Source organism: Streptomyces sp. NPDC006602 (assembly GCF_042870385.1).
Classification (GTDB): Bacteria; Actinomycetota; Actinomycetes; order Streptomycetales; family Streptomycetaceae; genus Streptomyces.
In genome coordinates, this window is the sequence record NZ_JBIAHG010000001.1 from 349,609 (window position 1) to 364,964 (window position 15,356).

The 15,356-nt window shown below is 72.2% G+C and carries 15 protein-coding genes; 7 read left to right on the forward strand and 8 right to left on the reverse strand.

All coding sequences use genetic code 11. The features are described from left to right. Positions 1 to 282: 282 nt before the first annotated feature. Positions 283 to 1,014, reverse strand: a complete 732-nt coding sequence (locus ACFYO2_RS01595; RefSeq protein ID WP_388342518.1) for a VIT1/CCC1 transporter family protein — start codon at positions 1,012 to 1,014, stop codon at positions 283 to 285. A gap of 258 nt (positions 1,015 to 1,272) precedes the next feature. Between ACFYO2_RS01595 and ACFYO2_RS01600 the strand changes: the two genes are divergently transcribed. Genes ACFYO2_RS01600 through ACFYO2_RS01630 form a run of 7 tightly spaced genes read left to right on the forward strand, consistent with a single transcriptional unit; the run spans position 1,273 to position 9,356 of the window. Further along, the gene (locus ACFYO2_RS01600) at positions 1,273 to 2,355 is read left to right on the forward strand and encodes an ADP-ribosylglycohydrolase family protein (RefSeq protein ID WP_388342521.1); all 1,083 of its coding nucleotides are present in this window, start codon (positions 1,273 to 1,275) and stop codon (positions 2,353 to 2,355) included. Beyond that, on the forward strand, positions 2,352 to 3,758 hold the full coding sequence (locus ACFYO2_RS01605) for an ADP-ribosylglycohydrolase family protein (protein ID WP_388342523.1): 1,407 nt from the start codon (positions 2,352 to 2,354) through the stop codon (positions 3,756 to 3,758). Before ACFYO2_RS01600 ends, ACFYO2_RS01605 begins: the two co-directional genes overlap by 4 nt. An 8-nt stretch (positions 3,759 to 3,766) precedes the next feature. Then, on the forward strand, positions 3,767 to 4,930 hold the full coding sequence (locus tag ACFYO2_RS01610) for an ADP-ribosylglycohydrolase family protein (RefSeq protein ID WP_388342526.1): 1,164 nt from the start codon (positions 3,767 to 3,769) through the stop codon (positions 4,928 to 4,930). 1 nt (position 4,931) lies between these two features. Further along, positions 4,932 to 6,458: an ADP-ribosylglycohydrolase family protein gene (locus ACFYO2_RS01615; protein WP_388342528.1), complete on the forward strand. Its 1,527-nt coding sequence runs from the start codon at positions 4,932 to 4,934 to the stop codon at positions 6,456 to 6,458. After that, positions 6,455 to 7,348 carry a ribokinase gene (gene rbsK, locus ACFYO2_RS01620; RefSeq protein ID WP_388342530.1) on the forward strand — a complete coding sequence of 298 codons (894 nt, stop codon included), beginning with the start codon at positions 6,455 to 6,457 and terminating at the stop codon, positions 7,346 to 7,348. The genes ACFYO2_RS01615 and rbsK overlap by 4 nt, the downstream gene beginning before the upstream one ends. Beyond that, positions 7,345 to 8,535, forward strand: coding sequence for a CaiB/BaiF CoA transferase family protein (locus ACFYO2_RS01625; protein ID WP_388342533.1), 1,191 nt, complete (start codon positions 7,345 to 7,347; stop codon positions 8,533 to 8,535). Before rbsK ends, ACFYO2_RS01625 begins: the two co-directional genes overlap by 4 nt. After that, on the forward strand, positions 8,532 to 9,356 hold the full coding sequence (locus tag ACFYO2_RS01630) for an HpcH/HpaI aldolase/citrate lyase family protein (RefSeq protein ID WP_388342535.1): 825 nt from the start codon (positions 8,532 to 8,534) through the stop codon (positions 9,354 to 9,356). Before ACFYO2_RS01625 ends, ACFYO2_RS01630 begins: the two co-directional genes overlap by 4 nt. Before the next feature lie 68 nt (positions 9,357 to 9,424). Here the strand turns inward: ACFYO2_RS01630 and lgt are convergent, their stop codons facing one another. The 7 genes from lgt to ACFYO2_RS01665 all read right to left on the reverse strand — a co-directional run bounded on the left by lgt (position 9,425) and on the right by ACFYO2_RS01665 (position 15,210). Next, positions 9,425 to 10,402, reverse strand: coding sequence for a prolipoprotein diacylglyceryl transferase (gene lgt / locus ACFYO2_RS01635; protein ID WP_388342538.1), 978 nt, complete (start codon positions 10,400 to 10,402; stop codon positions 9,425 to 9,427). A 95-nt stretch (positions 10,403 to 10,497) separates the two neighbouring features. Further along, complete coding sequence (locus ACFYO2_RS01640) at positions 10,498 to 11,274, reverse strand: DsbA family protein (RefSeq protein WP_388342540.1); 777 nt, start codon at positions 11,272 to 11,274, stop codon at positions 10,498 to 10,500. An 89-nt stretch (positions 11,275 to 11,363) separates the two neighbouring features. Continuing rightward, positions 11,364 to 12,182 carry a tryptophan synthase subunit alpha gene (trpA, locus tag ACFYO2_RS01645; RefSeq protein ID WP_388342543.1) on the reverse strand — a complete coding sequence of 273 codons (819 nt, stop codon included), beginning with the start codon at positions 12,180 to 12,182 and terminating at the stop codon, positions 11,364 to 11,366. Further along, positions 12,179 to 13,465 (reverse strand): tryptophan synthase subunit beta, encoded by a 1,287-nt coding sequence (gene trpB / locus ACFYO2_RS01650; protein WP_388342544.1) that lies wholly within the window; start codon positions 13,463 to 13,465, stop codon positions 12,179 to 12,181. Before trpB ends, trpA begins: the two co-directional genes overlap by 4 nt. 33 nt (positions 13,466 to 13,498) lie before the next feature. After that, on the reverse strand, positions 13,499 to 13,744 hold the full coding sequence (trpM, locus tag ACFYO2_RS01655) for a tryptophan biosynthesis modulator TrpM (protein WP_388342547.1): 246 nt from the start codon (positions 13,742 to 13,744) through the stop codon (positions 13,499 to 13,501). A gap of 21 nt (positions 13,745 to 13,765) precedes the next feature. Next, positions 13,766 to 14,575 carry an indole-3-glycerol phosphate synthase TrpC gene (gene trpC, locus ACFYO2_RS01660; RefSeq protein ID WP_388342549.1) on the reverse strand — a complete coding sequence of 270 codons (810 nt, stop codon included), beginning with the start codon at positions 14,573 to 14,575 and terminating at the stop codon, positions 13,766 to 13,768. Between the two features lie 167 nt (positions 14,576 to 14,742). Beyond that, the gene (locus tag ACFYO2_RS01665; RefSeq protein ID WP_388342552.1) at positions 14,743 to 15,210 is read right to left on the reverse strand and encodes a DUF2752 domain-containing protein; all 468 of its coding nucleotides are present in this window, start codon (positions 15,208 to 15,210) and stop codon (positions 14,743 to 14,745) included. Positions 15,211 to 15,356 lie beyond the last annotated feature (146 nt).

Consider the following 15,356-nt stretch of genomic DNA (forward strand, 5'->3'; position numbering starts at 1 on the left):
GTTACATGATGGAGCGGTTCTCGGGAACCGGATACTCCGTTCCAACATGCGGACGCCACGGGGGCGGCGGGGGTACCGCGCACGTGGCTGGAAGTATGTGGGACCGAACAGGACAGATCGGTGTCCGTCGGCCCAGTGGCGGAGCAGGCGTCGTCGCCCACCCCGCGAGTGCGCCGCAGGCTCCCTTGCCCGCAGCGCTTACGGCTCATGCCCGGTGGTTAAGCATTCGAAACCAGCGAGTAACGGCTACTTATGCGGCCCAACGCATAACCTGCAGCCGATCTATCCTACGGCCGTTCCGAACAAACCGCCCAGGGCGTACGTCACACCCGCCGCCGCGCCCCCCAGAGCGAGCTGTCGCAGCCCGCTGAACCACCAGCTCCGAGCCGTCACCTTGGCCACAATCGCGCCGCACGCGAAGAGCCCGAAGAACGCGAGCAGCACGGCAGGCCACAGATCGGCGGCACCGAGCAGATAGGGCAGCACGGGGAGCAGGGCGCCCAGCGCGAACGACCCGAACGACGACACGGCGGCGACCAGCGGCGACGGCAGGTCACCGGGGTCGATGCCGAGTTCCTCACGGGCGTGTATCTCCAGCGCCTGCTCGGGGTCGCGGGACAGCTGCCGGGCCACTTCACGGGCCAGCTCCGGTTCGACCCCCCGCCCTTCGTACAGGGCCGCGAGCTCCGCCTCCTCGTCCTTCGGGTGCTTTCTCAGCTCCCGGCGCTCCACGTCCAGCTCGGCCTCGACGAGTTCGCGCTGCGAGGCGACGGAGGTGTACTCGCCGGCCGCCATGGAGAAGGCGCCGGCGGCGAGTCCCGCAAGCCCGGTGATGACGATGGTCTGATGGCCGACCGATCCGCCCGCGACACCGGTCATCAGGGCGAGATTGGAGACCAGGCCGTCCATCGCACCGAAGACGGCAGGCCGCAGCCAGCCGCCGTTCACATCGCGGTGCGTGTGGTTGTCGCGGTGCGCCTCGTGCAGTGACGCCTCGGTCTCGATGATGGCCATCCGGTCCCCCAGGGAGCTTCATTGGACTGCTTCCAATTCTCGACAACATGGACACTACGCGCTCGAATTCCCGCCCGCCAGCAAGGAAAGGCTGGGCTAACCTGCGGCTTTACCCTCGGACGCTCATTCGATCGGGGTGCCGCACAACTGTCGACCGGGTGACGCCGAGCTCCCCGATGCTCTGGCGGACCGCTCCGGTGGGACACATCCGCAAAGGGCTCCGCCCCCTGCGCGCAGCCCCCGGAGGAGAGGCCGCGTATGGCATCGATCGCCTGCATTCCCTCGGTCCCGGCGCCCCAGAACGCCGCCGAACTCCGTGAGCGGGCCCGCGGCGCCCTGCTCGGCCTGGCCGTGGGAGACGCTCTCGGGGCCCCGGCGGAGAACATGAAGCCCTCCGAGATCCGCGCCCGCTGGGGCCGTATCACCGGCTATGTCGCGGACCACCCGTCGGGCACGGACGACACCGAGTACGCGATCTTCTCGGGCCTCCTGCTGGCCCGGCACGGCTCGGCCCTCACCCCGGCCCACGTCGAGGCGGCCTGGCACCAGTGGATCGCGGACCGCCACGAGGGCCCCTTCCGGGGCGCCGGCTTCAGCGAACGCGGCACGCTGGAGAACCTGCGCCGCGGCCTCGCGGCCCCCATCTCCGCCCAGCACCGCCACGCCTGGAGCGACGGCCTGGCCATGCGGGCGGCCCCCTTCGGCGTCTTCGCGTCCGGCCGCCCCGCCGAAGCCGCCCGCCTGGTGGCCATCGACGGCTCGGTGAGCCACGACGGCGAGGGCATCTACGGCGGCCAGGCGGTGGCGGCGGGCGTGGCGGCGGCGATGGCAGGGGCCCCCGCCATCGCCGTGGTCGCCTCCGCCCTGGCGGTCGTCCCCGACGACTCCTGGACGGCCCGCTCGCTGCGCCGTGCGGTGGCGGTGGCCCACCGCGGCGAACGCGCGGTCCGCTCGGCGGTCGTCATCGGCGGCTACCCCTGGACCGACCTCGCCCCCGAGGCGGTCGCCCTCGCCTTCGGCGCCTACGCGGCCGCCGACGGCGACTTCGTCCAGGCGGTCCTGACAGCCGTCAACATGGGCCGCGACGCCGACACCACGGCGGCGGTGGCCGGGGCCCTGGCCGGCGCGACGCAGGGCGCCTCGTCGATCCCGGCCGACTGGGCATCGGCGATCGGCCCGGCACGCGGCAGCTGCCTGCCGTCCATGGCGGGCCACCACATCCTGGACGTGGCGGAGCTGCTGACGCCGGGCGAGGACGGGCGATGGGGAGCGGGGGGCTTCGTACCGGATGCGATCCCGGCACCGGACGAGTCCCCCGCCGAGGCGGAGGTGGCCTCATGACGCCCCCCGCCCCATGGGACGAGACAACGTCCCTCACAACAGAGCTGATCCCACCCACGCCCACCGACGACGAGGACCCCCCACAGACTCCACCCGGGACCACCGACGACGAGGACCCCCCACACGAGCCACCCACACCCGCCAACGGCGAGCCCACCCCACACGGACCACCCGAGGCCGCCAACGGCGAGGACGCCCCACAGGGGCCACCGGCACCCGACAACGAAAGCCGCACGGGTGGTGCGGGTGGGAACACAAAGGCCGAAGGCGAAGCCGAGGCCGTACACAAGCTCCGCCGAACCGAGGGCCTCCTCCTCGGCCTCGCCGCAGGCGACGCCGCCGGCTGGCCCGCCGCCCGCCACCGAGCCGCCCGCATGCCCGACTGGACCCGCCGCCTCACCCGCGAACTCGACACCTTCGCCGAACAGAACGCGACGACAACCCTCCCCGTCCCCATCGCTCTGAACCAACCCCCCGAACCCCTCCGCCTGGGCCCCTCCGACGACGCCGAGTGGGCGGTGTTCGCGGCGGAGGCCGTCCTCCGCGCAGGCGACGACACCGTCCTCGGCGACCTGAGCCGAGAACGCCGCACCCGCGCCGCCATCGACCTCACCTGGAACGCCCTGGCCAGCGAGGTCGCCGCCGCGGCGGACCGCGCCCCCGAGATCGAGTCCGCGGTGCTCCCCCTCCGCGCCCGCATCTCCGTCCGCGCCGGCCTCGGCAACCTAGCCACCGGCCTCCGACCGCCCGCCACCGGCCACGACAACCCGCACTACTTCGACGACGCCGCCTGCGTACGGGCCTGCGTCCTCGCCGTGGCCCACCCCGGCGACCCCCGACGCGCCGCGGAACTCGCCGAGTTCGACGCCCGCTACACCCAGGACGGCGACGGAGTGCACGGCGCCCGCGCGATGGCGGCGGCACTCTCCCTCGCCCTGGCCGGAGCCGGCGTACAGGCATGCGTCACCGCCGCACTCGCGGAACTCCCCGAGTCCACCGAGATCGGCCGCAACGCCCGCCACGCCCTCAAACTCGCCCAGGACGCCGAGAGCGCTTTCGCTTTGGTCCCCCTGCTGGAACACCAGATCGTCGACCACGTCTACAGCTACGGCATCGCCGCCGCCGAGACGGTCCCGGTCGCCCTGGCCCTCGCGGTCGCGGCGGACGGCCGGATCGCGGAAGCGGTACCGGCAGCGGCCTGCCTCTCCCGCGTCGCCGACTCCGCCCCCGCCCTCGCGGGCGCCCTCACCGGCGCCCTGGGCGGCGGCGCGTCCATCCCCGCCTCCTGGCGCGACACCTGTCGCACCCTCTCCGGATGCGTACTCCCCCGCCTCACCGACACCGACCTGGTGGAACTCGCCGAACTCCTGGAAGCCGCACAACCGGCCCCACCGGAGGGATGATTCGGGGCATGACACCCAAAGGAGCAAAAACCGGCCACGCTTCGAGTCTGGACGAACGCATCACCGGCGCCCTCGTCGGCGCGGCCGTCGGCGACGCGCTGGGCGGCCCCGTCGAGGGGTACTCCCCCGAGCAGATCCTGCAGCGCCACGCCGGCCGCGTCCACGGCATCGTCGGCCCCTGGAACGGCGACGCCTGGCGCACGGCCCGCCCCATCGCGCCGTACCACAAGGGCGACGGTCACGTCACCGACGACACCTTGATGACCCACGCGCTGGTACGGGTGTACGCGCGGGTCCGCGACCACCTCGACGCGTACGCGATCGCCGACCACCTGGTCCCGGACCTGATGACGAACCCGCGCTGGATCCCGGAGCTGGAGACGGAGGCCCTCCCGCTGCAGCGCGTCTTCCTCGCGGAGAAGTGGCTGGTGGCCCGCCTCCACTACGGCCACGTCGACCCCCGCGAGGCCGGCGTCGGCAACATCGTCAACTGCGGCGCCGCGATGTACATGGCCCCGGTCGGCCTGGTCAACGCGGCCAACCCGGCGGGCGCGTACGCCGAGGCGCTGGACATCGCGGGCGCCCACCAGTCGTCGTACGGCCGTGAGGCGGCGGCCGTCCTCGCGGCGGCGGTCGCGGCGGCGAGCGCCCCCGGCGCGACTGCGGACTCGGTGGTCTCCGCCTGCCTCTCCCTGGCGAAGGACGGCACCCGGAAGGCGATCGAGCAGGTCTGTGAAACGGCCTCCCGGCATACGGACTTCGAGTCGGCCCTGACCCCTCTCCGGAAGGCGGTGGCCCCGTACGACACGGTCGGCCCCGACTACCGACAGCCCTCCCTCGGCTCCCGCCGCCCCTCCCGCCTGCACGCCATCGAGGAACTCCCCATCGCCCTGGGCATGCTGCTGGTCTCGCGCGGCGACTACCGCCACGCGGTCCTGGGCGCGGTGAACTACGGGCGCGACTGCGACTCCATCGCGACGATGGCGGGCGCGATGGCAGGCGCCCTCGGCTCGCAGGTCCCGGAGGACTGGGCGAAGCAGGTCTCCGAGGCCAGCCGCCTGGACCTGTGGGAACCGGCGACCACCCTCACAGCCGTCACCAGGGAGATCTTCGAACGGGACGTGACCCGCCGCCGAGCCCACGAGGCGGCCCTCACCGAACTCGGAGCCTGACATGCTCCGCCTCACCTGGGTCCAGCCCGAGGACCTGATCGGCCACGAACTCCACCAGGCGACCCAGGACGGCCGCGAGCCCTCCGCGATCGCCGCGAGATGGAGAGCAGCGGGCGGCACGACAACCCCCCTACGAGCGGGCGCATCCCCAGAACCGGCATCGAGATACCTGCGCCAGCTCGCAGAGGACTTGCTGGACGAACTCTCGGACCTGCCCAGCAGGTTGGCCGACTTTGAGCCCACGAACCTCGCAAAGATCAAGGCCATCTGCCCGACTTGGCCCACACAACCCACAGGCAGCCGCCCCACCGGACCCACGCAGCCTGCCGGCAGCCGCCCCACCACACCCACACAGCCTGCGGGCAGCCGTGCCGCTGGGGCGGCACGGGTGGGCGCAGGCGGCACCCCGCAAGCGCCGGGGAGCGATCCCACCCCCACAGCACCACTCACAGCACCCCCCTCCCAGGCCCGCCTGGAAGCCGCCTGGCTCGGCCGAGCCGTCGGGTGTCTTCTCGGCAAACCGGTGGAGAAGCTCCCCCTCGAAGCCATCCGCGAGCTGGCCAGGTCCACCGGCAACTGGCCCCTGCACACCTACTTCACAGCCCGAGGAGTCCCCCCGGAACTCCTCACCCAACACCCCTGGAACCGCCGCTCGGCAAGCACCTCCCTCGCCGAGAACATCGACGGCATGCCGGAGGACGACGACCTCAACTACCCCCTCCTCAACCTCCTCCTGCTCCAACGCCACGGCAAAGCCTTCACCACCACGGACGTGGCAACCCTCTGGCTGGGGGAACTCCCGGCCGGCCGCACCTTCACCGCCGAACGCATCGCTTACCGCAACCTCCTCACCGGCCTGGAACCCCCGCACACCGCCCGCCACCGCAACCCCTTCCGCGAATGGATCGGCGCCCTGATCCGAGCGGACGTGCACGGCTGGACCAACCCCGGCGACCCCGCGGCCGCCGCGCAACAGGCGCACCGCGACGCGACCCTCACCCACACCGCCAACGGCGTCTACGCGGCGATGTTCACGGCGGCCACCATCGCGCAGGCGGCAACCGGCACATCCGACATCCACACCGCCCTCCGCACCGGCCTCACGGTGATCCCCCCGGCCTCCCGCCTGGCACAGGCCATCACCCACGCCATCCAACTGGCCGAGACACACACCGACTTCGACACGGTCGTCGACGAACTCCACACCACCCACGCCCAGACCCACCACTGGGTCCACGCCGTCCCCAACACCGCCCTGATCGCCGCCGCCCTCACCCACGCGAACGGCGACTTCACCGGTTCCATCTGCCGCGCCGTCTCGGGAGGCTGGGACACCGACTCCAACGGCGCCACGACCGGCAGCATCGCCGCCCTCCTCGCCGGCTCCCCCGCCGCCCTCCCGGACCGCTGGACGACCCCGCTGAAGAACCGGCTCGCCACCAGCATCGGCGACTTCGACGGCACCGGCTTCGACTCGCTCGCCCACCTCACCCACGCCCTCACCCACCTGGAGGCACCACGCCCATGACCCACATCGCCGTGCTCGGCAGCACGAACATGGACCTGGTCGCGTACGTCGCGAAGGCCCCGCAGCGCGGAGAGACCGTGACGGGCCGGGAGTTCCGTACGATCCCCGGCGGCAAGGGCGCCAACCAGGCGATCGCCGCGGCCCGCGCGGGCGCCACCGTCTCGATGATCGGCGCCGTCGGCAACGACTCCTTCGGCGCCCGTCTGCGCTCCACACTGGAACTCTCCGGCGTCGTGACCGACCACCTGCGCACCACCGAGGGCCCCTCCGGCACCGCGCACATCGTCGTGGACGACGAGGGAGGCAACGCGATCGTCGTGATCCCCGGCGCCAACGGCACCGTCGACCACCTCGCTCCCGGCGACGAGGGCCTCATCGCCTCCGCCGACGCCCTGCTCCTCCAGCTGGAGATCCCCCTGGCCGCGGTCCTCGCGGGCGCGCGGACGGCCCGCGACCACGGAGTCCGTACGGTCCTCACTCCCGCCCCCGCCCAGCCGCTGTCGCCCGAACTCCTTGCCGCCGTCGATCTGTTGGTGCCCAACGAGCACGAGGCAGCCTCCCTCACCGGCCGCACCGACCCGCACGGCGCGGCCGCGGCCCTGCTGGAACAGGTCCCGGAGGTGGTCGTCACCCTGGGCGCGGCCGGCAGCCTCTACGCGGCCCGCGGCACCGAGCCGTTCACCGTCCCGGCACCGCAGGTCACCGCCGTGGACTCGACCGGCGCGGGCGACACCTTCGTCGGCACCCTGACAGTGGCCCTCGGTGAGGGCCGACCGGTGCGCGAAGCCCTGGAATGGGCGGCCACGGCTGCCGCACTCTCCGTGCAGCGGACGGGCGCCTCGGCGTCGATGCCGTACCGCTCCGAGATCGAAGCGCGGTACTCGGCATGACCCAGACCCCCCTCGCCGGCCTGCGCGTCCTCGACCTCGCCACGCTCTTCGCCGGCCCCCTCGCCGCCACCATGCTCGGCGACTTCGGCGCGGAGGTCATCAAGGTCGAGCATCCGGCCAAGCCCGACCCGTCCCGAGGCCACGGCCCGTCGAAGAACGGCGTGGGCCTGTGGTGGAAGCTGCTCGGCCGCAACAAGCGCACGATCATGCTGGATCTGTCCAAGCCGGCCGGCCGCACCACCCTTCTCCGCCTCGCCGAGACTGCCGACGTCGTCATCGAGAACTTCCGCCCCGGCACCCTGGAGAGATGGGACCTCGGCTGGGAGGAACTGTCGGCCGCCAACCCCCGCCTGGTCCTCACCCGCGTCACCGGCTTCGGCCAGTTCGGCCCCTACGCCCATCGCCCCGGCTTCGGCACCCTCGCCGAGGCGATGAGCGGCTTCGCCGCGATCACCGGAGAACCGGACGCACCCCCGACTCTCCCGCCGTTCGGCCTGGCCGACTCCATCGCGGGCCTGGCCACGGCCTACGCCGTCATGACCGCGCTCGCCGCCCGCGACCGCACCGGCGAGGGCCAGGTCGTCGACCTGGCCCTCATCGAACCGATCCTGACGGCGCTGGGACCGCAACCGACCTGGTACGACCAGCTGGGCTACGTGCAGGAACGCACCGGCAACCGGTCCGCCAACAACGCCCCGCGCAACACCTACCGCACCGCGGACGGCACCTGGGTCGCCGTCTCCACCTCCGCCCAGTCGATCGCCGAACGCGTGATGCACCTGGTCGGCCGCCCGGAGCTGATCGACGAGCCGTGGTTCGCCACCGGCGCCGAGCGGGCGGCCCACTCCGACGTCCTCGACGAGGCGGTCGGCACCTGGATCGCCGAACGCACCCGCACCGAGGTCCTCGCCGCCTTCGAGAAGGCGGAGGCGGCCATCGCCCCGATCCAGGACGTACGGGACGTGATGGCCGACCCGCAGTACCAGGCCCTCGACACCGTCACCACGGTCGACGACCCCGAGCTGGGCCCCCTGCGCATGCAGAACGTCCTCTTCCGCCTCTCCGCCACCCCCGGCGCGATCCGTTGGACGGGCCGCCCGCACGGCGCGGACACGGTGGCGGTCCTGGCCGAACTGGGCCTGACACCGGCGGAGTTGGAGGCCCTGCGCGAGGAGGGCACGGTATGACCCCCCTCACCTGGCTCTACGTCCCCGGCGACCGCCCGCACATCGTCGCCAAGGCCCTGACCGCCGGCGCCGACGTCGTCGTGATCGACCTGGAGGACGCGGTCGCCCCCGACCGCAAGGCGTACGCCCGCGCGGCCACCGCCGAACGCCTCTCCGAGCCGCAGCCGGTACCGGTGCACGTCCGCGTGAACGCCCCGGACGGCCCACTCGCGGCGGCGGACCTGACGGCGGTGGCGTCCCTTCCCGGCGTCTCCGGCATCCGCCTCCCCAAGGTGATCTCCCCCGAGCAGGTCATCCGCGTCGCCGAAGAGACAGGCCCCGCCGACAAAGGCGCGCCCCCGCTCCACGCCCTCCTGGAAACGGCCCTCGGCATCGAACGCGCCCACGCCATCGCCTCCGCACACCCGGCCCTGCGAAGCATCGCCCTCGGCGAGACCGACCTCCGCGCCGATCTGGGCCTACGCGACGACACGGGCCTCGACTGGTCCCGCTCCCGCGTGATCGTCGCCGCCCGCGCGGCCGGCCTCGCTCCGCCACCCCAGTCCGTCCACCCCGACATCCGCGACCTGAACGCCCTCGCCGCCTCCTGCGCCCACGGCCGCGCCCTCGGCTTCCTCGGCCGCTCCGCCATCCACCCCCTGCAGCTCCCGGTCATCGAACGCGCGTACCTCCCCACGGCCCAGGAGATCGAGGAAGCGGAAACGATCGTGAAGGCGGCGACAACCGAGCAGGGCGCCCAGGCCCTGCCGGACGGCAGTTTCATCGACGCGGCAGTAGTGGAGACAGCCCGACGCACACTGTCACTGGCCCGCCGAAACTAGCTCTTCCCCCCACGCGATGAGGGCGCCCGGGAAGATCCCGGGCGCCCTCATCGACGTACTACCGACCGTCAGGTCTTCTTCCCCGAACCGGCCTCGTCCTTGACGTCCGCCTTGGCCTCGTCGTCGGCCTCCGCATCAGTCTCGGTCTCACCGCCGGAGGCATCGGCACCGTCACCGTCGGTCTCACCGCCGGAGGCGTCGGCACCGTCACCGTCGGTTCCGTGGTCGGAGGCACCCGGCTCGACCACCGTCTCCCGGCCCGGCCGCTTCTTCGCCGACACCACGAAGTAGACCACCGCGAGCACGAACACGACCATCGCGGTCCAGTTGTTCAGGCGCAGGCCCAGGATGTGGTGGGCGTCGTCGACGCGCAGGTACTCGATCCAGAACCGGCCCACGCAGTACGAGGCGACGTACAGCGCGAACGCCCGCCCGTGGCCCAGCTTGAAGCGGCGGTCGGCCCAGATGACGAGGAGGGCGACGCCGATGCACCACAGCGACTCGTACAGGAACGTGGGCTGGTAGTAGCCGGGCACCCGGCCGTCCGTGGACGACGTGATGTGCAGGGCCCAGGGGAGGTCGGTCTCCTTGCCGTACAGCTCCTGGTTGAACCAGTTGCCCCAGCGGCCGATCGCCTGCGCGAGGGCGATACCGGGGGCGAGGGCGTCGGCCCACGCGGGCAGCGGGATGCCCCGGCGCCGGCAACCGATCCACGCGCCGACCGCGCCGAGCGCGATCGCGCCCCAGATGCCGAGGCCGCCCTCCCAGATCTTGAAGGCGTCCACCCAGTCGCGGCCCTCGCTGAAGTACAGCTCGTAGTCCGTGATCACGTGGTAGAGCCGGCCGCCGACCAGACCGAACGGCACGGCCCAGACGGCGATGTCGGCCACCGTGCCGGCCCGCCCGCCCCGGGCGAGCCAGCGCTTGTTGCCGAGCCAGACGGCTACGAAGACGCCGATGATGATGCAGAACGCGTAGCCGCGCAGCGGAATGGGGCCGAGATGCAGCACCCCGCGTGACGGGCTGGGAATGTAGGCAAGTTCCATGGCAGGGTCGACGCTACCGTGCCGGACCGGGCCCACGGCAGGCAGCCCGGCTACGGGTCCATAACGGGCGGGTGTGAAAGCTCCTCACCCGCTGGTCACGCCTTGTCCGCCTCCCGCACCAGCTGCTTCAGCTTCGCCGGGGTCATGGTCTGGTCCTGGTAGATGTTCTTGCCGTTCAGGATCACGGTGGGAGTGCCGCTGAAGCCGCCGTTGCGGAAGGCCGCGGCGGACTTCTCGACCCAGCTGTTGTGGGTGCCCTTCTCGACACACGTACGGAACGCGGTCGTGTCGAGACCATCGACCTTGCCGGCCAGCTCCACGAGCTTGCCGTTCTCGGCGAAGGCGTCGTCGGTCTCCTGGGGCTGGTTGTCGTACAGCACGTCGTGGTAAGCCGTGAACTTGCCGACGTCCTGGGCGCAGGCGGCGGCGTTGGCCGCGTTGCGGGAGCCGGTGCCGCCCATGTTGCCGTCGATGATCGTCGCCAGGTGGTAGTTCACCTTCAGCTGCCCGGCGGCGGCCAGCTCATGGATCGCCGGCCGGTACGCCGTCTCGAAGGCCTTGCAGGCCGGACAGCGGAAGTCCTCCCAGACCGTGAGCGTCGACCCAGCGCTCTCCTTGCCGACCGGGATGGCGAGGCTGTCCTTGCCCTTCGCCCCCGAGGGCACTACGACCGGGCCCGCGGATTCGCTGTCGTCGTCCTTGTCCGCGTTCGCCGCGAGGACGCCGATCACCGCCGCGAGACCCAGGACGCAGACCACGCTCGCGCCCACGATCAGCACCCGGCGCCGCTTCTCCGCGGACTTCTGTTTCTCGCGCTCTTCCGCCAGCCGCTCCCGGGCGGTGCGCTTTCCCTCTCGATTCTTCTCGCTCACATCCCGCAGAACGAACCGGGGAGGCGCACCGCGCCTCCCCGGTCCCAGGTCCACCCGTTCGAGTGACCCGTACGAAATGTCCCGCCTTGTTACGCCTTTCCGCGCACGCCCTTCGCGAGCTCACCGGCGAGCGCCCGGACCGCCTCGACCCCGGCGGCGTCGTCCGGCGCGTCCAGCATCCGCTTGACGAAGGCCGAGCCGACGATCACGCCGTCGGCGAAGCCGGCGACCTCGGCGGCCTGAGCTGCGTCCGAGACGCCGAGACCGACGCAGACCGGCAGGTCCGTGCCGGTGGCCCGGGTGCGCTGCACCAGGTCCTGGGCCTGCGCGCCGACCGACGCGCGGGTGCCGGTGACGCCCATCAGCGAGGCGGCGTAGACGAAGCCGCTGCCCGCCGCGGTGATCTTGGCGAGCCGTTCGTCCTTGCTGCTGGGCGCCACGACGAAGACGGTCGCGAGACCGTGCTTCTCCGCGTGCTCCCTCCACAGCGCCGACTCCTGCACGGGCAGGTCGGGCAGGATGCACCCGGCGCCGCCCGCCTCGGCGAGCTCGGCGGTGAACCGCTCGACGCCGTAGCGGTCGATCGGGTTCCAGTACGTCATCACCAGCACCGGCTTGCCGGTCGCCTCGTACGCCTCGCGGACCGTCCGCATGACGTCCGCGATCTTGACGCCGCCGCGCAGGGCGATGTCGTCGGCGGTCTGGATGACCGGGCCGTCGAGGACCGGGTCGCTGTGCGGCAGGCCCACCTCGACGATGTCCGCGCCGCCGTCGAAGACGGCCTTGATCGCCTCGATGCCGCCGTCCACGGTCGGGAACCCGGCCGGGAGGTAGGCGATGAGCGCGGAACGCCCCTCCGCCCTGGCGGCGGCGAGGGTGTCGGCCAGCAGTCGGATGTTGCCGCTCACTTGGCGTCCCCCTCGATCTCGGCGGTGTCGGCGTCCTGGTCGGCGGCGACCTGGGCGTCGGTGTCGTACAGGTCGAAGTAGCGGGCGGCCGTGTCCATGTCCTTGTCGCCGCGGCCGGACAGGTTGATCACGATCAGCCCGTCCTTGCCCAGCTCCTTGCCGACCTCCAGCGCGCCGGCCAGCGCGTGGGCGCTCTCGATGGCCGGGATGATGCCCTCGGTGCGTGACAGCAGGCGCAGTGCCTGCATGGCCGCGTCGTCGGTGACCGCGCGGTACTCGCCGCGGCCGCTGTCCTTGAGGTACGAGTGCTCGGGGCCGATGCCGGGGTAGTCCAGGCCGGCCGAGATCGAGTACGGCTCGGTGATCTGGCCCTCCTCGTCCTGGAGGACGTACGACCGCGAGCCGTGCAGGATGCCGGGCTCGCCGGCCGTCAGGGTGGCCGCGTGCTCGCCGGTCTCCACGCCGTGCCCGGCGGGCTCGCAGCCGATGAGGCGTACGCCCGTGTCCGGGATGAAGGCGTGGAAGAGGCCGATGGCGTTGGAGCCGCCGCCGACACAGGCGATGGCCGCGTCGGGGAGACGACCCGCGCGCTCCAGGATCTGGCGGCGGGCCTCGACGCCGATCACCCGGTGGAAGTCGCGCACCATGGCCGGGAAGGGGTGCGGTCCGGCCACGGTTCCGAACAGGTAGTGGGTGTGGTCGACGTTGGCGACCCAGTCGCGGAACGCCTCGTTGATCGCGTCCTTCAGGGTGCGGCTGCCGGACTTCACGGCGATGACCTCGGCGCCGAGCATGCGCATGCGGGCCACGTTGAGGGCCTGGCGCTTGGTGTCGATCTCGCCCATGTAGATGGTGCACTCGAGCCCGAACAGCGCGCAGGCGGTGGCGGTCGCGACACCGTGCTGACCGGCGCCGGTCTCCGCGATGACGCGGGTCTTGCCCATCCGCTTGGTGAGCAGCGCCTGGCCGAGCACGTTGTTGATCTTGTGCGAGCCGGTGTGGTTGAGGTCCTCGCGCTTGAGGAACACCCGGGCGCCACCGGCGTGCTCGGCGAACCGCGGCACCTCGGTGAGGGAACTGGGCCGGCCGGTGTAGTGGACGAGGAGGTCGTCGAGTTCGCGCGCGAACTCCGGGTCCCCCTTCGCCTTCTCGTACTCGACGGCGACCTCGTCCACGGCGGCGACCAGGGCCTCCGGGATGAACTTGCCGCCGAACGCGCCGAAGTAGCCTTCGGCGCTGGGGATGTGACCCTCGGGGTCGGGGATGAAGAACTCGCTGGGCATGCGGAAACCTCACGGTGAGTGTGGGAAAGACACCTATTCGCCGTGGGGGCGGGGTTGTCGGGCGACTGCAGGCCGTCCGTGGCTTGTCGCGCAGTTCCCCGCGCCCCTGACGGGGCGCTGCCATCGCATGCCGTTCACCTGGCCCGGCTCGTCACCGATGACGTACCGCACCCGACGCCCGTGCACTCTGCGTGCGGGCGCGCGGCAACCACGGGGGCGGCAGCCGCGCGCCAGGCGGGCGTACCGGTCCGGGGTCGTCGGGGTGATCGGGAGCGTCATCGGGGTCAGCTTACCGAACCGTCAGTTGCGGCCGTGCCGGAGGGCCGGGTGCTCGCCCGCTGCCACCAGGTCGGCGACCGCTGTCTTGGGGTCCTTGCCGGTCACCAGGGACTCGCCCACCAGGACCGCGTCGGCGCCGGCGTTGGCGTACGCGATGAGGTCGTGCGGGCCGCGGATGCCGGACTCGGCGATCTTGACGAGGTTGTCCGGGATCTCCGGCGCCAGCCGCTCGAAGGTCGTGCGGTCGACCTCCAGTGTCTTCAGGTTGCGCGCGTTGACGCCGATCACCTTGGCGCCCGCGTCCACCGCGCGCTCGACCTCGTCCTCGTCGTGCACCTCGACGAGCGGGGTGAGCCCGATGGACTCGGCGCGCTCGATGAGGGACTCGAGGGCCGGCTGGTCCAGCGCGGCCACGATGAGCAGGACGAGGTCGGCCCCGTAGGCGCGGGCCTCCCACAGCTGGTACGAGGTGACGATGAAGTCCTTGCGCAGTACGGGGATGTCCACCCGCGCGCGCACGGCCTCCAGGTCGGCCAGCGAGCCGCCGAAGCGGCGTTCCTCGGTCAGTACGGAGATGACGGCCGCGCCGCCCGCCTCGTAGTCCGCGGCGAGGCCGGCCGGGTCGGCGATCGCGGCCAGCGCGCCCTTGGACGGGCTGGAACGCTTGACCTCGCAGATGACCTTGACGCCGTCGCCGCGCAGGGCGGCCAGCCCGTCCTTGGCCGCGGGAGCCTTCGCCGCGCGCTCCTTGAGCTCGTCGAGGCTGACGCGCGCCTGCCGTTCCGCGAGGTCGGCACGGACTCCGTCGATGATCTCGTCGAGCACACTCACGCGAGCGGCCCCCTTCCAGACGGTTGAGGTGTTCAAGCGGTTCAGCTTCCGCCACCGGCCTGCCTCAGCGGACGAAAACCGATGGTCACCTCGATGGTATCCGCAGGAGGGCGTAGGCCTCGCATCCGGTTGACGCCGGTCCCACTACCTGGACCTTCGTGAATTGATCAAGGGTGTAGCCAGCCGCCGAACGGCAGGTTCCGGACAACCGTGAAGGCCAGCACCAATGCGCCGAGACTCCACAGCTGCACTGTCCCGAGTACGATCCGCGCCGGCCGTCCGCGCACCGCACGGACCACCCAGACGGTCCACACCACCGCGAAGGCGAAGTAGCCGACGACGGCCAGGGCGTTGTCGCCGAGCGCCGTGACGAAGTCCCCGTGGACGAAGGCGTGCGCGCTGCGCAGCCCGCCGCAGCCGGGGCAATAGATGCCGGTGAGGCGCAGGAGCGGGCAGACGGGGTAGTGGCCGGGCTGGTTGGGGTCCACGGTGCCCACGTACGCGAAGGCACCGACGACCGCCGCGAGCACTCCCGCGGGCGCGGCCAGCCGCCCGAGCACGGCCCCGGAGTCGGAAGGCTGTGTCGTCCCCGGCGTGCCCGGGGTGCCCGGCGTCCTCTGGCTGTCGGCGTTCACGCTCGCATTGTGCCCTGCGCGGGCCTCCGGACTCGCGTGAGGGGGGGGGGGGGGGGGGGGGGGGGGGGGGGGGGGCCGCCGCCCCCCCCCCCCCCCGCCGGGGCGCCCCCCCCGGCCCCCCCCCGGGCCGACCCACCACGGGCGGC